This is a genomic window from Candidatus Salinivivens marinus (assembly GCF_965655845.1).
Classification (GTDB): domain Bacteria; phylum Pseudomonadota; class Alphaproteobacteria; order Rhodobacterales; family Rhodobacteraceae; genus Salinivivens; species Salinivivens marinus.
On sequence record NZ_CBFHHX010000001.1, the window covers coordinates 142,654 to 162,076 of the forward strand.

Annotated in this window: 19 protein-coding genes; 6 read left to right on the forward strand and 13 right to left on the reverse strand. The window is 40.7% G+C overall.

Annotated elements, in window-relative coordinates; all coding sequences use genetic code 11:
- The first annotated feature begins 183 nt into the window (after window positions 1-183).
- The 3 genes from hemB (at window position 184) to gyrA (ending at window position 4,716) form a co-directional block, all read left to right on the forward strand.
- Window positions 184-1,182 carry a porphobilinogen synthase gene (gene hemB, locus ACTF5Q_RS00730; protein WP_020044863.1) on the forward strand — a complete coding sequence of 333 codons (999 nt, stop codon included), beginning with the start codon at window positions 184-186 and terminating at the stop codon, window positions 1,180-1,182.
- Between the two features lie 71 nt (window positions 1,183-1,253).
- Window positions 1,254-1,829, forward strand: a complete 576-nt coding sequence (locus ACTF5Q_RS00735; RefSeq protein ID WP_020044864.1) for a YSC84-related protein — start codon at window positions 1,254-1,256, stop codon at window positions 1,827-1,829.
- A 187-nt stretch (window positions 1,830-2,016) separates the two neighbouring features.
- Window positions 2,017-4,716: a DNA gyrase subunit A gene (gene gyrA, locus ACTF5Q_RS00740; protein WP_438953075.1), complete on the forward strand. Its 2,700-nt coding sequence runs from the start codon at window positions 2,017-2,019 to the stop codon at window positions 4,714-4,716.
- Between the two features lie 48 nt (window positions 4,717-4,764).
- On the opposite strand, the gene ACTF5Q_RS00745 is transcribed toward gyrA, so the two are convergent.
- From ACTF5Q_RS00745 to ACTF5Q_RS00755, 3 genes are all read right to left on the reverse strand, one after another.
- Window positions 4,765-6,261, reverse strand: a complete 1,497-nt coding sequence (locus tag ACTF5Q_RS00745; protein ID WP_438952821.1) for a carboxypeptidase M32 — start codon at window positions 6,259-6,261, stop codon at window positions 4,765-4,767.
- Between the two features lie 15 nt (window positions 6,262-6,276).
- Window positions 6,277-7,422: a heme A synthase gene (ctaA, locus tag ACTF5Q_RS00750; RefSeq protein ID WP_438952822.1), complete on the reverse strand. Its 1,146-nt coding sequence runs from the start codon at window positions 7,420-7,422 to the stop codon at window positions 6,277-6,279.
- 63 nt (window positions 7,423-7,485) lie between these two features.
- The gene (locus tag ACTF5Q_RS00755) at window positions 7,486-8,226 is read right to left on the reverse strand and encodes an RNA methyltransferase (protein WP_438952823.1); all 741 of its coding nucleotides are present in this window, start codon (window positions 8,224-8,226) and stop codon (window positions 7,486-7,488) included.
- A 90-nt stretch (window positions 8,227-8,316) separates the two neighbouring features.
- Between ACTF5Q_RS00755 and ACTF5Q_RS00760 the strand changes: the two genes are divergently transcribed.
- On the forward strand, window positions 8,317-8,946 hold the full coding sequence (locus tag ACTF5Q_RS00760) for a thiamine phosphate synthase (protein WP_438952824.1): 630 nt from the start codon (window positions 8,317-8,319) through the stop codon (window positions 8,944-8,946).
- Window position 8,947: 1 nt separating this feature from the next.
- Here the strand turns inward: ACTF5Q_RS00760 and ACTF5Q_RS00765 are convergent, their stop codons facing one another.
- The 10 genes from ACTF5Q_RS00765 to ACTF5Q_RS00810 all read right to left on the reverse strand — a co-directional run bounded on the left by ACTF5Q_RS00765 (window position 8,948) and on the right by ACTF5Q_RS00810 (window position 17,101).
- Window positions 8,948-9,781 (reverse strand): lysophospholipid acyltransferase family protein, encoded by an 834-nt coding sequence (locus tag ACTF5Q_RS00765; protein WP_438952825.1) that lies wholly within the window; start codon window positions 9,779-9,781, stop codon window positions 8,948-8,950.
- On the reverse strand, window positions 9,778-10,563 hold the full coding sequence (locus ACTF5Q_RS00770) for a GNAT family N-acetyltransferase (RefSeq protein WP_438952826.1): 786 nt from the start codon (window positions 10,561-10,563) through the stop codon (window positions 9,778-9,780). The genes ACTF5Q_RS00765 and ACTF5Q_RS00770 overlap by 4 nt, the downstream gene beginning before the upstream one ends.
- Window positions 10,564-10,633: 70 nt before the next feature.
- Window positions 10,634-10,822, reverse strand: a complete 189-nt coding sequence (locus ACTF5Q_RS00775) for a DUF3553 domain-containing protein (RefSeq protein WP_020044872.1) — start codon at window positions 10,820-10,822, stop codon at window positions 10,634-10,636.
- A gap of 95 nt (window positions 10,823-10,917) precedes the next feature.
- Window positions 10,918-12,174 carry a glutamate-5-semialdehyde dehydrogenase gene (locus ACTF5Q_RS00780; RefSeq protein WP_438952827.1) on the reverse strand — a complete coding sequence of 419 codons (1,257 nt, stop codon included), beginning with the start codon at window positions 12,172-12,174 and terminating at the stop codon, window positions 10,918-10,920.
- A 14-nt stretch (window positions 12,175-12,188) separates the two neighbouring features.
- Entirely contained in the window at window positions 12,189-13,298 is a 1,110-nt protein-coding gene (proB, locus tag ACTF5Q_RS00785) for a glutamate 5-kinase (protein ID WP_438952828.1), read from the reverse strand.
- Window positions 13,286-14,332, reverse strand: coding sequence for a GTPase ObgE (obgE, locus tag ACTF5Q_RS00790; protein ID WP_438952829.1), 1,047 nt, complete (start codon window positions 14,330-14,332; stop codon window positions 13,286-13,288). The genes proB and obgE overlap by 13 nt, the downstream gene beginning before the upstream one ends.
- 135 nt (window positions 14,333-14,467) lie before the next feature.
- On the reverse strand, window positions 14,468-15,055 hold the full coding sequence (locus ACTF5Q_RS00795) for a LysE family translocator (RefSeq protein ID WP_438952830.1): 588 nt from the start codon (window positions 15,053-15,055) through the stop codon (window positions 14,468-14,470).
- A gap of 75 nt (window positions 15,056-15,130) precedes the next feature.
- Window positions 15,131-15,400: a 50S ribosomal protein L27 gene (gene rpmA / locus ACTF5Q_RS00800; RefSeq protein ID WP_020044877.1), complete on the reverse strand. Its 270-nt coding sequence runs from the start codon at window positions 15,398-15,400 to the stop codon at window positions 15,131-15,133.
- A gap of 14 nt (window positions 15,401-15,414) precedes the next feature.
- Complete coding sequence (locus tag ACTF5Q_RS00805) at window positions 15,415-16,116, reverse strand: 50S ribosomal protein L21 (RefSeq protein WP_438952831.1); 702 nt, start codon at window positions 16,114-16,116, stop codon at window positions 15,415-15,417.
- Between the two features lie 169 nt (window positions 16,117-16,285).
- Complete coding sequence (locus ACTF5Q_RS00810; RefSeq protein WP_438952832.1) at window positions 16,286-17,101, reverse strand: DUF2059 domain-containing protein; 816 nt, start codon at window positions 17,099-17,101, stop codon at window positions 16,286-16,288.
- Window positions 17,102-17,455: 354 nt separating this feature from the next.
- On the opposite strand from ACTF5Q_RS00810, the gene ACTF5Q_RS00815 reads away from it, so the two are divergent.
- On the forward strand, window positions 17,456-18,994 hold the full coding sequence (locus tag ACTF5Q_RS00815; protein WP_438952833.1) for a trimethylamine methyltransferase family protein: 1,539 nt from the start codon (window positions 17,456-17,458) through the stop codon (window positions 18,992-18,994).
- Between the two features lie 38 nt (window positions 18,995-19,032).
- Window positions 19,033-19,362, forward strand: a complete 330-nt coding sequence (locus ACTF5Q_RS00820) for a DMT family transporter (protein ID WP_438952834.1) — start codon at window positions 19,033-19,035, stop codon at window positions 19,360-19,362.
- The last annotated feature ends 61 nt before the right edge of the window (window positions 19,363-19,423 follow it).

The window sequence follows — 19,423 nt, forward strand, 5'->3', positions numbered from 1 at the left end:
TGGAACTGACTGATGTTAAAAAGAGATATTCAAATGGCACCGTTTATATCCGTTTATAGTATTCATAAAATAAAGTGTATGTTACCCAAAAGACAAGTTAACTGTTAAGATATTTAATCAAGCTTGTTACGAGTCCCAAAGCGTGACACTTTTCAGGAACTAAGTTTAAGAGAGGACCTATGAATGAATCTTCGACAAGCACCGTATCCTAAAACTCGACATAGACGTTTAAGAAAATCTCCTGAAATTAGAGGCTTATCGCGAGAAAATAAACTTAGTGTTGAGGATTTGATTTGGCCAATATTTGTTTGCGAGGGTAAAAACCTTGAGGTCCCCGTCGAGTCTATGCCGGGCGTTTTCAGATATAGTGTAGACCTTTTAGTCGAAAAAGCTAAACTTGCAGCAGATTTGGGTATTCCTGCTATATGTATATTTCCATACACAGATCCAAAGCTCAAAACCAAAGACTGTGCTGAAGCTTGGAATCCAGAAAACCTATCCAATAAGGCCACGAGGGCAATAAAGAAGGCGGTACCAAATATAGCTGTAATGACTGATGTCGCTTTGGATCCATATAGTATAGACGGCCATGATGGGTTTGTAGAAAATGGTCGTATCGTTAACGATAAAACCGTTGAAGCGTTAGTAAAACAGGCACTATCTCAAGCAAAAGCAGGCGCAGATATAATCGGCCCGTCAGACATGATGGATGGGAGAATTTCAGCGATACGTACTGCTTTAGAAACTGAAGGATTTCATGATGTAATTTTACTTTCTTATGCTGCCAAATATGCAAGTGGTTTTTATGGCCCATTCAGAGATGCAGTTGGAGCTTCCGGGGCACTTAAGGGAGATAAAAGCACCTATCAAATGGATCCAGCCAACGGAGAAGAAGCACTCCGAACAATAGCGAGAGATCTTGATGAAGGCGCAGACATGATTATGATTAAACCAGGAATGCCTTACTTGGACATTTGTAGGCGAGCAAAGGATATGTTTGGAGCTCCAACATTTGCTTACCAAGTTTCAGGAGAGTATTCGATGCTTCAAGCGGCAATAAAGAATGGTTGGCTCAACGGGAATAAGGTTATTATGGAAAGCCTATACTGCTTCAAAAGAGCAGGATGTGATGGTATTTTGACTTATTTTGCCCCAATAGCTGCCAAAGAGCTTAATAATTAACGCTACATCTAGCGTCGAGATCTAAGTACTGCTATAATATGTTTCATGGGTACATTTGGAGCAGTAAATAAATGAAAAATATAACACGTAGAAACGCACTAATACTGGGATTGTTGTCAGCAACAATCAGCGCTTGTTCTCTACGACCATTTAGTGGATCACGTGACCGACAAGATGGTGCTGATAAAATAGACGCACGTGTTTTGCAAACAATTCAGCAAATGCAGGCGGAATTCCCAGAAACTTTAGAGTTAAAAAATCAAGCAGCAGGAATGCTTATAATGCCATTGATTACCGAGGGAGGCTTTGGTTTCGGTGTCGGGTATGGACGAGGTGCGCTGTTAATTAACGAAGCGACGGTTGATTATTATTCTGCAGCAAATGCAAGCTACGGGTTGCAAATTGGAGCAAGTCAATACGCTCATGTTCTATTTTTCATGACAGAAAGCGCATTGAACGAATTTAGAAATTCTAGTGGATGGTCAGCTGGAGGTGACATTGAGTACGCATACAGACGATCAGGAGAAAGTTTCAGAGCCAATACAACAGAAGCAAACTCACCAATCATCGGCTTGGTTTTTGGTGAGGCCGGCTTCAAAATTGGAGCAACCATTGAAGGCACAAAGTATACAAAAATAATACCGTGACTAATTTTATAGCTTTTCGATAACAGCAAAAAAAGTAGAGTTTAACATTGATCAAAATCGATATTAAAGAAGATGAATTTGTAACTCGCATGCTAAATTTACTGATGGCCTTTACCTATAAAAAAGTGAAAAAAACTTGACCGACGAGACTCGAAATACAGATAGCTCAAGCGATGATGAAAAGCCTATCAGCATCTATCACGGTCCTAGCGTTTCGATAACGAAGGAACTGAAAACGTCGTATTTGGATTATGCGATGAGTGTTATCGTTAGTCGTGCGATACCTGACCTGCGAGACGGCTTAAAACCGGTACATAGACGCATTTTATACGCAATGCACGATAGTGGTAACACACACGACAAAGGTTATCGAAAGTCTGCCCGTCCCGTTGGTGACGTTATGGGTAAGTTCCACCCTCATGGAGATAGTGCGATTTATGACGCACTTGTCCGGATGGCCCAACCTTTTTCTATGTCTCTTCCGCTACTAGACGGACAAGGTAATTTTGGATCAATGGACGGAGATAATCCTGCCGCAATGCGATACACAGAAGTTCGCATGGATAAACCCGCAAGTTTTCTACTCGCAGACATTGAAAAAGATACTGTTGATTTTCAAGATAATTATGACGGAAAAGATAGAGAGCCAACGGTTTTACCAGCCCGATATCCAAATATGTTGGTTAATGGAGCTGGGGGAATCGCGGTTGGGATGGCTACCAATATTCCACCACACAATCTTGGTGAAGTGATCAACGCTACATTGGCTTTGATTGAAAATCCAGACTTAACTAGTGAAAACCTTGTAGAGTTTGTACCTGCCCCCGATTTTCCAACAGGAGGCATAATTCTTGGCAGAACTGGCGCACGGAAAGCTTACACTGAAGGTCGTGGCAGTGTCTTAATACGGGCAAAAACTAAAATAGAGGAAATTAAAAAGGACCGTTATGCAATAATTGTGGATGAGATCCCGTACCAAGTCAATAAAGCGTCAATGATTGAAAAAATAGCTGAACAGGTTAGGGAAAAGAAGATTGAAGGGGTTTCCCATGTACAAGATGAAAGCGATCGAAATGGTGTGCGTGTCGTTATTGAACTAAAGCGTGATGCTACGCCCGATGTAGTATTAAATCAGTTATTTAGATTTACGCCCCTGCAAACATCCTTTGGTTGCAATATGCTAGCTCTCAATGGCGGCCGCCCAGAACAACTCACGCTACGAACATTTCTAACGAATTTTATCGCATTTCGTGAGGAGGTAGTTGCTCGAAGGACTGCATTTGAATTGAGGAAGGCCCGAGAGCGAAGCCATATTCTTTGTGGGCTGGCAGTTACGGTTTCTAATGTTGACGAAATAGTTGCAACTATAAGAGCGTCATCCGACGCATCAGAAGCGCGCGAAAAGTTAATGCAACGAAGTTGGCCAGCTAACGAAATTCAAGAATATATTGCCTTGATTGATGATCCAACACACAAAATAAATGATGATGGAACCTATAATTTATCAGAAGCTCAAGTCAGAGCTATTTTAGAGCTTCGCCTGCAACGTCTCACGCAGATCGGCGTGAAGGAAGTTACAGATGAATTGGAGGCGTTATCTTCGAAAATAAAGGAATACTTAGAAATACTCGCATCAAGATCAAAAATAATGGCGATAATATCATCTGAGCTCAATGAAGTAAAAGATCAGTTTTCCACAAATCGCAGAACTGAAATAATCGATTGGGCTGGCGATATGGAGGATGAAGACCTTATTGAGCGAGAAGACATGGTCGTTACTATTACATCTGGCGGCTATATAAAAAGAACGCCCTTGGCAGATTTTAGAGCTCAAAGACGCGGTGGCAAAGGTCTAGCTGGCATGCAAACAAAAGATGAAGATGTTGTGACTACTTTGTTTGTAGCGAATACGCATACGCAGTTATTATTTTTCTCCACTGATGGAATGGCTTACAAGCTTAAGACTTGGAGGTTACCACTCGGTGCCCGCACTGCCAAAGGAAAAGCAATTGTTAACATTTTACCAATTCAAACAGGCGTTTCTATAGCAGCAGTAATGCCCGTAGATGCACCAGAGGAAGAATGGGAAAAGCTTCAAATAATTTTTTCCACGTCTTCAGGCGATGTTAGAAGAAATGCACTGTCAGATTTTACAAATGTTAGATCAAATGGAAAGATCGCAATGGATCTTCCAGAAGATATAACATTGGTTAATGCTAGGATTGCAAATGAAGATGATGATGTGATGTTGGTTACAGATAGTGGCCGGGCTATTAGATTTTCAACTACGGCTGTCAGAGTATTTAAGGGAAGAAAGTCTACAGGCGTAAGGGGGATTAAACTTCTGGGAGATGACAAAGTAGTTTCAATGTCAATAATTCGGCATTTTGAGGCCTCACCAGACGAACGATCTGCATATCTAAAAATGAGGAGAGCAGTGGCAGGAATGTCAGATGATGCAGTGGGCTCACCAGAAGAAGAAGACGAGGAAATTAATGCCAACGCAACAATAACACCGGAAAGATATGCAGAGATGTCAGCTGCTGAAAATTTAATACTTACTATAACCGCAAGTGGGTCGGGTAAACTTTCATCAAGCCATGATTACCCAGTTAGAGGTAGAGGGGGTATGGGTGTATCGGCGATAGATAAAAAAATGCGAGGTGGTCTTTTGGTCGCCAGTTTTCCAGTAGAAATAGAGGACCAAATTATGCTCGCTACATCAAATGGACAATCAATCCGTGTGCCAGTAGAAGGGATTTCGTTTCGCTCTCGTTCTGCCGGGGGGGTAAAAGTATTCAATACTGGCGAAGAGGAACAAGTGGTGTCGGTCGCTTGGATTGCCGAAAAGGGAGAAGATGCTGACGAAAACGAACTAGAAGCATAAGACCCTACCTAAGAAAGCAAACAAAAAAGATTTACTAGTTCGGACAAGTTATCCTAAACAGTAAATTGAACTGTATTTTTTCTCGATATAGGAGATTAGCGGTTTCGCAGTTATTTCAAATCCACTAGCATCTCTGATTAACTCAATTGGCGAGTACAACGAACCATGCTGATGCACTGAGCTTGAAAGCCATTCGGTAGCTTCCGATAAATTACCAATTTTTAAATTTTTGTTTAATAAAGGCAGCTGATTTTGCATAGCTTCAAACAAACATCCAGCATAAACATTGCCTAACGAGTAGGTGGGGAAATAACCGAAAAGCCCCTCAGACCAATGTACGTCCTGCAAAACACCATCACTGGGGTATTTTATGGATAATCCAAAATCCTTTTCAAACTCCTCGTTCCAGACATATTCAAGATCATCAGCATTCAGGTGACCATCAATTAACCATTTTTCAATCCTATACCTCAATAAGATGTGGAGATTATATTGTAATTCATCTGATTCAGTTCTTATAAAACCGTTTTTAACAGAGTTGATAGATTTATAAAAAGAAGCATTGTCCTCAATGCCAATATCACCAAAATAATCCAAAAACTTTTTAAATAGCCATTCAGAGAACGCTTCGGATCGACCTAGCTGGTTTTCCATAATTCGGCTCTGGCTTTCATGAACGCCCATCGACACACCTCGACCAATACTGGAAAAGTTATATTCTTTTTCAATGTTTTGCTCATACAAGGCATGTCCAACTTCATGAATGGTAGAATATATACTACCCAAAGGATCATTTACATCAAAGCGTGTGGTAATCCTTACATCATTACCACTGCCTGAACAAAAAGGATGAACAGCAGTATCTATGCGCCCTCTCGAGAAATCATATCCAAAAGTAGCAGCAACTTCGTTACATAATGCCCTCTGCTTATCTACAGGAAAATGGCCATTTATTTCTTGGACAGGTGGTCGATCAAGCACTTGAGCCCTCAATTCGACTAGCGCCGGTCTCAGTGTATCAAAAATAGTATCAATATAATCAGATTTTATATCTGGTTCATAGTCTTGCAACAAAGCATCATATCTTGATAACTCAGTATCCTGCCTGATTGCATCAGCTTCTTCTTTTCGGAGTTCCAATACTTTGGAAAATTGTGGCAAAAACCTTTGAAAATCGTTATTTTTACGAGCATCAACCCATACAGAATGAGCCAGAGTAGTGTGCTTTGCCAAGGCTCCAATCAAGTCATTTGGGACGCTAAGAGCACGTTTTAACTCTTTTTTCATTAAAGAAATTTGTCTCGATTCATTTTTTGATAAATTTTCTATCTTGATGGAGTTTAGTAAATCTGAAAATTCATTAGATGTCTGTCGCTTATGTGCAATAACCATTAGACATGCTTGTTCTTCTGCTCTATCCACCAATGCACCAGAGGGCATAATAGCCTCCTGATCCCAGCTATTTCTCTCAATAACTTTATTTAAAGCTATAGTAATTTTGTGAAACTCAAATAATTTATCAAGGGCACTAGAAGTTTTATTCAAATCTAATTTTACCGTCTAATTTATTGATTGTTGAGGTGGATAAGCTGCTAAAAAACGAGCTCTCATGACAACATACCACAGAACAATTGCACCGAATTGATGAAAAATGGCAATATGCCACGGCGCCGAATACATTACCGTGATAATCCCAATCAACATTTGCAGGAACATAAATAAAATAACAACATTAAAAGCTTGTCGTATTTTGAAATTCCCAGATTTTCGTGCATTATACCAAACGAATATTCCAAATAAAAATAAAATGTATCCGGACATCCTATGCATGAACTGAACTAATCCGTCATCTTCAAAAAAGTTTCTCCAGACGGGTTCCAATGCAAATAGATCCGGCGGCAAAAATCCACCAGCCATTAAAGGCCAATCGACATAGTTTCTTCCAGCATCAATCCCAGCCACCAAAGCGCCAATTAAAATCTGCAAGAATACAAAATGCATCAATCCTGTACTTTTACCAAAAATTGACTGGTCTCTTATTCTTTGACGCGCAAGTATTTCGGCTTCAGATAAGCTCATCATGAAAATGTACCAAAGAGTAAAACCTAATATGATAAAAGCTAGACCCAAATGGGTGGCGAGGCGATAGCTTGCTACATCAAGCATATTTTCCGAGAGACCGGAAGATACCATCCACCATCCTACTGCGCCTTGAAAACCACCTAATATACCCAGCAATAATAAACGTATTGTCCAACCGTTTGGGATCTTTTTTGACAGTAAAAACCAAGAAAACCCGGCAAGCCAAACTAACCCAATAATTCTTCCAAGCTGACGATGCCCCCACTCCCACCAATATATTACTTTAAATTCACTCAAAGACATTCCAGAATTCTGCAATCTATACTCAGGAATAAGCTTGTATTTCTCAAACTCAGTATCCCATGCTTGTTCAGAAATGGGAGGGAGCGCCCCTAAGATTGGCTTCCATTCCGTAATTGAAAGCCCACTATCAGTTAAGCGGGTCAAGCCTCCAACTAAGATCATAAAAACTAATAGAATGAATAAACAAATCAACCAAGATCTCACATGTCTTCGATCTGAAATATGTTCAGACTGCTCGATTATTCCAGTTTTAATCTCTGAATTAGCAACTTTTGTTTCAGACCCAGAAACTTCTTCAAATATATTACGCTTGGATCCCATCTTTTTTCCCAAAATCTGCACCGCTATTAAAGTTGATCTTAATGATAATACTCTACTTCTTTATTACAAATTGCGTGACTTTAACAAGTGACGCAAAATCCCGTGAAATGCTCGTACATCAGACACGGTCAACGGCAACCTTGACCAAATATTTCTTAGACTACTCTTCATTGAGATAGCTTTTTCTTCAGGAAAGAAAAAACCAATTTTGTCTAATTCAGTTTCATACTGCTGGGAGAGTTTTTCAATCTCCATCATTGAAGCCATTTCAGTTTTTTTCTCATAAGAAAAATTCTCTGCCTGACTGTGCTGAGCTAAGAACCATTCATAAGATAAAAGCAATACACTTTGCGCTAGGTTTATAGATGAAAAGTTGGGGTTGACCGGTACGGTAATCAATGCGTTTGATCGGACTACCTCCTTATTTTCTAATCCAGCTCTTTCAGGGCCGAAAATAATACCAACGTTTTCTCCCTCTGAAATTTTTTCTGAAGCTATTAGCATCGCTTCCTTTGGGCCATAAACGGGTTTGGTGATATCACGATTCCTTGCAGTTGTTGCAAATACATAATGACAATCGCTTACCGCATCATTGAACACCGAAAAATGTCTTGCCTGGTCTAGTATTCTGCCCGCTCCAGAGGCCGTCGCTACGGCACTTTGACTAGGCCAGCCATCCCTTGCAGCAACAATTCTCATATTTTCCAATCCAAAATTTAACATTGCCCTCGCTGCTGAACCAATATTTTCACCCATTTGCGGCTTTACCAAAATTATTGCTGGTTGTTTGTTACTTGCATGCATATTTTAAATCCTGTTCTTATCAAAAGACTTAGGATAGAAGTGGAAAGATTAAAACCTTTATATTCCCGCAAATTTTGAATTTTAAGACGAATGCCAATTAGTAAAAAAATAAACCATAATAAACCAAAAATATATTTGATTACACCCTCTGAATTTGAACTAAGGATCTTTTCAGAAACATTGAAACGAATTCTGGATAATCATGAGGTGGCGTGCATTCGCTTGGAGCAGTCATCGAGAAATGAACTGCTTATTGGTAAATCAGCAGACACTTTACGAGAGATTTGTCATAAGCGGGACATACCAATTATTATAGATAGCCATTTTATGTTAGTTGAAAAATTCGGGCTTGATGGAGTGCATTTAAAGGATGGCTCTAAATCGGTTCGAACTGCCAGAAAAGTTCTTGGTAAAGATCTCATAGTTGGAGCTTACTGTTTTCAATCTAAACATCATGGAATTAATGCTACAGAAGCTAGCGCGGATTATGTTAGTTTTGGCCCTATGTCTGGAGATTTGGGAGATGGGAAACATGCCGACCCTGACTTGTTCGCATGGTGGAGTGAAATGATAGAATTTCCTGTAATTGCAGAAACTGGCCTGACCTCGCAGCTGGTTAGACAAATACAGAATGACGCGGATTTTTTTGCGTTTAGAGAGGAAATTTGGAATACAGAGAACCCATCCAAAGCTCTAGAAAAAATTTTAAATGAAACCTGATTTAATCAAACTTACCGTGGTGTACATGACCACTCCTGACGTCTGATTCTAGTAGTTTTGCCAGTTGCTTTCGGTTTTGCTGATCGGCAATCGCTCGAGGCTTATGGAATATTAGCTCTATCCATCCTTGCTTGGCACTTGCGAGTGTGTGTACTAAATGAGCACCAAAACTCATTTCTCCCCACCAACCGTAAAACCATGGATTTGAGCCCATAGGTGCATGATAAATCACGGTAACTGGTTGAATAAATAAGTTTCGAGGCACATTAGTTTCAAAAAAAGCCGCAAATAGACTGCTTTTGAATGACAGTACACGTAAACTGTCCGTTGAGGTACCCTCAGGAAAAAACAATAGTTTATGACCGGCTAGCAACCTTTCAGTGAAGATATTTTTTTGCTTATGAGCTTGAAGTGCTTTTCTTTGGATAAATACTGTGCCAGTAGCTCTGGCCAACCAGCCAATTCCTGGCCAATTCGCAACCTCAGATTTCGCTACAAAATAAATTTTCTGCGTGGCGTTTAAAGCAAATATATCGAGCCAAGATGAGTGATTAGCAACTACCGCTCCTCTCTCTTTCATGGGGAAACCTTCAACAGTTATTGAAATACCCAGAAGAAATAACGATGTCTTGCATACGACCTGCGTAACATATTGTGTGAGCGGCCGCCGAGAGCCCAGAAATGGATATTCGAAAATACGCAAAACTGTGTGAAGGATTAGCCCGCCGAAAACAACGATGGCAACTGGAATACCACGCAAAAGAACGAGTACCCAGTTTACCAGTAGAAGCTCTCCAGCTGTTGGTTCTTTTCTGCCTCGCCACGAAGTACTCATCGAAAATAAGTTTCTTTTCTATATGCGGACAGCTTTTTCAAATTCGCCCTCTCAATATCAAGAACCATACATACATCTATTGTATTGAATGCGTGATCTATATAAGCGTCTTTCCCAACAAAGCCACCGATCCGAAGATACGCTTTTATTAATGATGGAATTTGCTTCATAGCAACGACACGGTCGACTTTATGCATATCAACTAAATCCATCCTTTGCTTGTTTGGTGATTTTGCCGTTACCATCAGATCCGGCGGAGCAAGATATTTACTATGAAGTAAACTTAACGAAGGCGCAATTTTTGACGGATTAGTTCCATGAAAACTTGCAACGCCAAACAAAATTTCAATACCATTTTGGTACACATACTCTGTCAGCCCAGTCCACAGATGCGTCAGAGCTGTTCCTCCACGATAGGACTTATGAACACAAGATCGTCCCAATTCCATAATTTTTCTGCCCGAATTCTTTAACTTTTTTAGATCGTACTCTTCCTGTGAATAGTACTCCGCACATATTGGAAGCTTATGGTCTGGTAACAAGCGATAAACACCCACAACTCCCATATTTATTTCCCGTTTATTGCGGTCAAATAAAAGTAGATGATCGCAATACTCGTCAAACTTGTCGATTTCTAAACGAGCATTGTGATCAACTAGGTCAGAAGTTGCTCCCATCTCTTCAATAAAAACATCGTACCTTAGTCGTTGAGCTGCTTTAATTTCATTCAAATTGCGAGCGAGCCGTACCGTGAAGTTTTCAAAACTATATTTGTCCCACATCAAAAATTATACATCTTTCAACTTATAGAAAGGGCGCTGAGAACTATTTATAAGCACACAGTATTAGCAGTCAATTTACCATTTCCAACGCAATTAAGGATCCATCGATAACTAACTTTCCCATATCTTCAAAATTCACTGTAACTTTATTGCCTATTTTTGATTGCACTTGACCGTTTCCCCACTCGGGTGCGTTTGGATTGAAAACAATGGCTCCAGGCTCTAGAAAAGGATTTAAATCAATATTCTCTTTCACCATATCTTGCTTCCAAACATTTTTTAGATTTCAGATCAACAAATCACGATTTAAATATAGAGCCAAAATAAAACTCATAAAAAGAATTGACACTATTTTTAATCACGGACGGCACCATTACCTTCAACTAAGTATTTAAAAGAAGTTAACTGGTTTACACCCACCGGTCCTCTTGCATGCATTTTGCCAGTTGCAATCCCAATTTCGGCTCCCAAACCAAACTCTCCACCATCAGCGAACTGAGTAGACGCGTTGCACATAACTATTGCACTATCTATTTTCGAAAAGAAAAGATCCTTTGCAGAAATATCCTCAGTAATTATACAATCCGTATGACTTGAAGAATACATGGTAATATGTTGAATTGCTTCACTTATATCATTTACCTGTTTGACGGCCATGATAGGGGCAAGATATTCTCTCCCCCAATCATCGTCCGTCGCTAACTTTATACCATTTATTTTAGAAAACTCTGGGCTAACTCTCAATTCAACGTCTTGCTGACTAAGTGAGTTTATTATTTCAACACCCAATTCGTGAGATATATCTTGATGAAGTAACAGGCATTCAGCAGCACCACAGATACCGTACCTTCTTGTTTTTGCATTCAAAACAACATCTAAGGCCTTTTTTGCATCTGCCATCTTATCAACATAGATATGAACGACTCCCTCCAAATGGGCAAAAACAGGAACCCGAGCCTCTTCTTGAACTAAACCAACAAGACCTTTTCCACCACGAGGCACTATAACATCGACAAATTCCGTCATGCGTAGCAAATATTTTACGGCTTCACGATCTTGAGTAGGCACCATTTGAATCGATGAGACAGGTAAGTTTGCCAGTTGCAAACCATAGAGTAGACAGTCAAAAATTGCTTTTGAAGAATAAGAGCTCTCAGATCCCCCTCTAAGGATCGTTGCGTTGCCCGCCATTAAACACAAAGCACCAGCATCTGCGGTTACATTCGGCCTACTTTCATAAATTACCCCAATAACTCCAAGGGGAGTCGTTACACGCCTGATTTTGAGACCAGATGGCCGCTCCCATTGGCTTAAAACCCTGCCAAGTGGATCTGGTAACTCAGAGATAGCTTGAAGACTGCTTGCGATGGACTCAACGCGCATTCTGTCTAAATATAGACGATCTAACATTGCATCGTCCAATCCTTGGCCGCGCGCATTCGACATGTCAATTTCATTTGCTGATAAAATTAAGTCGATTTGATTTGAGATAGACTTCGCAGCCTCTGAAACGGCCAAGGACCGCTGTTCAAACGTCGAAAAAGCAAGAGTTTCCGCAGCTGCCCTAGCCTGCGAGCCTAAAAGTTGCATTTGCTTATCAATACTAGCCATAGAAACTTCTCCGATTAAAAAGCAATATTATCGCGATGCACAATAACGCCTCGACCAGCATATCCAAGAATTTCTTCTATTTCACTAGTCTGATGACCCATTATAGAACTCGCCTCATCACTAGAATACGCACATAACCCAAGCCCCAAAACTTCACCCTTCGTATTCAAAATTGATACTGCATCACCTCTTTCAAAGTCCTTTCGCACAATTAAAACTCCAGCCGGTAAAAGGCTTTTACCAGAAAAAAGCGCATTGACCGCACCTTCATCAATTACTAATTCACCAACGGGCTTCATTGTTGATATCCATTTTTTTCGAGCCGTTTGAGGATCCTTAATCTGCGCTTTAAATAGTGTTTTTTTATTTATATTGCCCATTGAAGAAATAGGATTAGAACCTGTTCCCTTTGCAATAATCATATCGCAGCCAGCCGCTGTGGCAATTTTTGCAGCTAACAACTTAGTTTTCATACCTCCTTTTGAGACCTTCGACTTTGTATCCTCTGCCATTGCCTCAATTTCAGGAGTTATTTTTTCTATTTTAGTGTAATGATTTGCATTTGCGTCAGTCATTGGATTACTTGAGTAAAATCCATCTACATCTGACAGGAGTATAAGCAGATCAGCTCCAATAGTTACTGAGACCTGAGCCGCCAAACGATCGTTGTCACCATACTTTATTTCATCTGTAGCCACAGTATCGTTTTCATTTACGATTGGGACAACACCCATTTCTAAAAGCGTTTCTACAGTGGCCTGAGAATTTAAATAACGCCGCCTATCTTTGCTATCTTCAAGTGTGACAAGTATTTGAGCCGTCCTAATACCATATTGCGCAAGTGCCTCCTGATAGGCTTGCGCAAGCTGAATTTGACCAACCGCAGCAGAAGCTTGTGATTGTTCCAGCGAAAGTGATTTCTCCGACCAGCTTAGCACTTTTCGACCAAGAGCAATAGAACCAGAAGATACTATTACCACTTCTAGACCTTTAGATTGCATATCACTAATATCTTCAGACAGTGATTGTAGCCAATCAGATCTTAGGGAGCCTGTTTTATCATCCACTAACAGAGAAGACCCGATTTTTACGACCACCCTCGCCGCACCATTTAAATATTCCATGGTGAGTCATCCCTTTCAGTCTCGCTCTGGATTGAATTCTCGCCGTTATCTTTAATTACGAATTTTTTAAGCTCTCGCAATACGTTTTCAACGTTCTCACCACTTACTGCTGACATTACTAAAATATCGGAATTTAATCTTTCGGTAAATTCCTGCTCAAGAAGAAGCCTTGCCTGCTCGTCAAGAGCATCAATTTTATTCAGAACCGTAAGACGCGGCTTTGAAGTTAACTTAGTACCGTAAGCTTCAATCTCCTTAACAATCGTATGATAATCTTTGATGGGATCGTTCGAAGTACAATCAACTAAGTGCAAAAGAACAGAACACCTTTCAATATGTCCTAAAAATAAATCGCCCAAGCCACGACCGGCGTTAGCTCCCTCAATCAAACCAGGCACATCTGCCACCACAAATTCTGTTTGATCTACCCCAACCACACCTAAATTAGGCGTTAGCGTGGTGAATGGATAATCTGCAATTTTAGGTCTTGCATTAGATGTTGCAGCTAAAAAAGTAGACTTACCTGCGTTGGGCATCCCAAGAAGACCAACGTCAGCGATCAATTTTAGACGAAGCCAGAGTATCCGCTCAACCCCTTCTTGACCAGGGTTAGATCTACGTGGAGCCTGGTTTACTGAAGTTTTAAAATGCAAATTACCGAAGCCACCATTTCCACCCTTCGCCAAAAGTACGCGCTGACCGATTTCAGTAAGATCTGCTATTATTGTTTCCTTATCTTCATCAAGTATCTCAGTTCCAACGGGAACGACTAATATTTTATCTCCACCACTTGCTCCAGAGCGTTGCTTACCCATTCCAGACTTACCATTTTCTGCAAAGAAATGCTGCTGGTATCGAAAATCGATCAAGGTGTTTAGACCGTCGGCTGCCTGCGCCCAGACCGAACCACCGCGTCCGCCATCGCCCCCATCCGGGCCACCGTATTCAATAAATTTCTCACGCCTGAAACTTATCGCTCCAGCGCCTCCCGACCCTGATCTAATAAATACTTTTGCTAAATCTAGAAATTTCATTCCCTAAAAACTCTTTTAGTAATTGACACGAGCAGTAGCGACTTTGCCTTAAATGCTCAAGATCTCGATCAGATAAACTTGGCAAAGAGATTTATTTGTAAATTCGTGTAGCCATTTGTGGCTAAGTTTTACATTTCAAGCAATTAGAGCCATCAAAACAAAAATAACAGTTACCAAGGCTAAAAACCACATAAAGAAACGTTCGTATTTTTTTCCAGCAATAAGCGTCGCGATGCGATCTCCAAATAACGTCCATATTGGATGACAAATGATCTGAATAATTAATAGACAAAACGCGATGTACAGTGTGGCAAAGAAGGTGGGCGTATCGCTATCTATAAAATTTGTAAAACCAGCGAGGATCATTGCCCATGCCTTAGGATTAAGTGGGTGAACCAAGACCCCAGCCCAAAAGCCAGGTACTTCTGCTGAAGCCTCATTATATGTCAAACGCATATTGGCAACGCGCCACGCCAACCAAATAATATACGTCGCAGACAAAAATTTTAAAATCGTAAAAAGAAGTGGTACGTGAGCAGCAAACTCCATAATACCGTATCCAATTGGCCATATAATTAGTTGCTTACCTAAAATTACCCCAACCACAAAAGGAAGCGCCGCCTTGAAGCCAAAGCGCGCACCAGTCGCCATCATAGCCATATTTGCTGGGCCAGGAGTAGCAACCTGCGAAAACGCAAAAGGTATAAACGATAAGTTAATCATAATATTGTTCGCGCAAATTTAAATAAAAAGGGATCGGGGCTAACCGATCCCAAAATGCACTCGTTAGTTGGACTACTATTCAGCTGCTTCAGCGACCGGTAAAACTGATATAAAGGTCCTACCCTTCAAGCCTTTTTTGAATTGAACTTTACCCTCGGCAGTTGCAAAAATAGTATGATCTTTACCCATGCCAACACCTTCTCCAGGAAACATTTTTGTTCCGCGTTGTCTCACAATGATATTGCCCGCGACAACCTTTTGACCGCCAAATATTTTTACACCTAACCGGCGACCGGCTGAGTCTCGACCATTACGTGACGAACCACCTGCTTTTTTATGAGCCATTTCTATCCGTCCTCCTACTTAGACAATTTCTTTGCCTGCTTAACCCAACCCTCTTTATCTATCTTTTCTTTTAAAGAGAGCGTTTCATCAATAGCAGTTACGTCTTTAGCTGTCCACGCAGCTATCTGCGAAAATGATGTTATACCTGCTGCGTTAAGCTTCTTCTCAAGCGCAGGACCTACTCCAGACAATTCTTTTAGATCATCTATTTTTGTCTTGAGAGCAGCTTTTGACTTTTCATCATTCTTTGCTTTTGGACTACTTTTTGGAACAGCCTTTTTCTGTTCTTTTTCAGTTTTAGCAGCCTTTTTTGCTTTTGGTTTTGTTTGTAGCGGAGCCTTTACCATTTCATCGGCGCCCAAACGCGCCCCTATTGCAGACTTTACTCCAGATTTTTCACCACCTGACGCTAAAATATCAGTGATACGCACCAGCGTTAAGTGTTGTCTATGTCCGCGTGTTCTTTGTGAGCCATGTTTTCTGCGACGCTTCACGAACTTAATCGTTTTAGCACCTTTCATTTGATCAATAACATCCGCCTGCACAGCAGCACCATTAACAAGAGGCGTTCCCACCACCGTTTTATCTCCGCCGAGCAACATAATTTCATTAAACTGTATTTTGTCTCCCGCATGCGCAGCAAGCTTCTCGAGCTTGAGCATATCACCGGCCTGAACCTTATACTGTTTACCACCTGTCTTTATTACAGCAAACAATTTTATCATCCTTTTCTTCGCGTCATTTGGCCTTCTAATATAGAACGTTTACAACTTTTGTTGTGCCTAAAACTGCGCGCCCTTCGGCGTTGTTAATCGGCAATTATTCCGATCCATGCGCTATTACAGTAATACAAGACGAAGTCAACACTTTGAAAATTATTTTAAATCATAAATCCTCAGATTTCATGAATTCTCCCAGTATACTTGCAAGACGCTGAGACTGATCCTTCGCCATCTCATTGTAAACCGAAAAAAGAGCTTTATTTAGTGCTATACCAAGTTCTGATTTTGAAAAGTCACTGTAATCGCTGAACTCTTTCTCGCTCATAGGCGTATACGCCATGTGAGAAAAGGCCATTAGCCACTCCAGTATTTCACTTTTAAGTTTTTCTTCATCGTTAGTAATTAAATCTATCATCTCTTGTTTACTGAGTTCAATGACACCAAGCTTTGAAAGCTCATACATAAAAGCAAACTGAGCGGCATATGCACCAATTAAATTTTGTTCAACAAGCTCCAACGTCCTAATAACAGACTCTATTTCATCGAGACGTTTGTTTTTTGACTTCACAGCTTCTTTGAGTTTTATTTTTGCCATTTCTTCTATATGCGCATCAGAAATAGCTATTCTAGCGCTCACTTCCAATTCTGAAGCAACTTTCCCTAAAGGCTTTTGATAAAAAAATAATATTTTATTTGCATCTGGGATGGATAAGTTTTGAGTTAAGAGACGCTTGAAATCTCTTTCCATCGCCTCCAGTTGATAAACAGACTTTGCTTGAGCCACGAAACGATCTACAGAATTTGGAGGCAGATACGCTTCACCGGTACCCTCCGCATCTTGTATGCCCTCTAAACGAATAATTTCATTTATCCTGTCCATGTGAAGTGCATCATAGAGGTTTGAAATAACATCGGCTTTACCGTAGCTGGCACATAAACTTATAATCAGAAAATTCCGAATTAGACGCAAAAAATACATTTCATAACCCATGGCGGACCGCAATCAGTCAGAAAGTAAAAACACAGAATGAAAAAGCATGGAAGATGCTTTGCCAAATTAATTTTACAATAGTTGCAACTTTAGCAGTAAAAATGGGAATTATCGACTTAGATTAGGTCTTTGAATAAAAACGACATTGGTCGTAATTGGGATAGATCGCTGCAACAATAGATGTTTTGATTTTAATTGTTAAATAAGGTCAGTTTTTGTGCAAAATCAAAGATCCAAAATATATTTGGTGATCATCACTATCGGTGCAAATCGGGGGAGAGCCGCTAGAGGCAGACCGTCATAGCTAAGTTTCTTTAAAATTTATTAATAAGGATCTTGAAAATGACAGACAAAAATAGCCGCCGGTCGGGTGGCAGAAATGCACGGCGAGCAGCAAGAGCAGCCCCTCTTTCAAAAGAATTACAACCCGTAAGAGCGGGTATGGAAAGTAACACATACAGACCATTAACTGAGGCTGGTGAGAAGCGAATTCATTCTGCCGCATTGGATGCGCTGGAAACTATCGGCCTGGGAGATGTGCCCGAAAGCGGCAAAGAGAGTATGTTGAAGTCAGGTGCGACTTTTGGAGATGATGGGCGGATTCGATTTCCTAGAAGTCTCGTAGAAGATATGCTTTCAATTGCGAAGCGAGATATCATTTTGTTTGGAAGGGACTCTGCCTACGATCTGGACTTAACAGGAACTAGAGTTCACTATGGAACTGCTGGTGCTGCTGTACACTTAGTCGATTTAGAAAGTAAAAACTACCGAGACAGTACAATACAAGATTTACATGACGCTGCACGAATAGCTCACGAACTCGATAATATTCATTTCGTTCAAAGGCCGATGGTCGCGCGTGATATAATTGATAACAAGGAAATGGACTTAAATACTGTGTATGCCTGTTGTACTGGCACGACAAAACATGTTGGGACATCTTTTACAGAGCCAGATTATGCGAGAGATGCTCTTGAAATGCTGTTTATGATGGCTGGTGGAGAAAAAAAATGGCGAGAACGGCCATTTGTTTCTAATTCAAATTGTTTTGTTGTACCGCCTATGAAATTTGCAACGGAGAGTTGTAAAGTCATGGAAGAATGTATCAAGGGCGGTATGCCAGTTCTTCTTTTGTCGGCAGGACAAGCTGGAGCGACTGCACCTGCGCCAATTGCTGGTGCGATAGTTCAGGCAGTTGCAGAGTGTTTAGCCGGGCTTGTTTATGTAAATTCAATAGTTCCAGGCTTCCCAGCGATTTTTGGAACATGGCCCTTCGTGTCGGATTTAAGAACGGGAGCGATGTCGGGTGGAAGCGGAGAACAGGCCTTACTTAGCGCGGGCTGCGCACAGATGCATAGATTCTACAATCTGCCAGGTGGCGCTGCTGCCGGTATAGCGGATGCAAAACTGCCCGATATGCAAGCTGGTTGGGAGCAGGCAACTTCCAATGTTATGGCTGGTCTTTCCGGCCTGAACATGGTTTACGAAGCAGCTGGAATGCACGCATCTTTATTGGGCTTCTGTCTAGAAAGTTTAATTTTAGGTAATGACCTTATAGGTCAAGCTCTTAGATGTGTTCGAGGCATTGAAGTCACAGAAGACACTGTCAGCTTGGATGTTATCCGCGCGACCTGTCTTGATGGTCCGGGACATTATCTAGGCTCAGAACAGACATTAAACCTAATGCAAACCGAATATATATACCCAGATTTAGGTGACAGAACATCACCAAAGGAGTGGCTGGAACTTGGAAAACCGGATTTACTGGAGAAAGCAATTATAAAAAAGAACGAAATTTTAAGTAAAAATTCACCAGGCGCATTAGATGCGGGCACTGATAGTAAAATTCGCTCAGCATTTAATATTCATTTACAAATTTAGTAAGTCGAATTAGGGTAACTCGCTAATTTGGAGGGCGGATGAAGTACTTATTCCTTGTAGCGGCGGTACTTTCTGAAACAATTGGAACTGCAGCACTTCAGGCCAGTAATCAATTTACGAAATTTTGGCCAAGTGTTACAGTAATCATTTCATATGCATTGGCATTTTATTTTTTATCAATAACATTAAAATACATTCCAGTTGGTATCGCTTATGCACTTTGGGCTGGTTTGGGAATAATCTTTATTACAATAGTCGGATTAGTCGTGTTTGGGCAAAAACCAGACAGTGCTGCGATCATTGGACTTACAATGATCATTTTGGGAATTGTGGTAATTCACCTTTTTTCCTCAACATCCTCACATTAACGGGTGGTATTTCTATAAAAATCAATATAGGTGGCCCTAAAATATGGAACAGGCTCCCTAA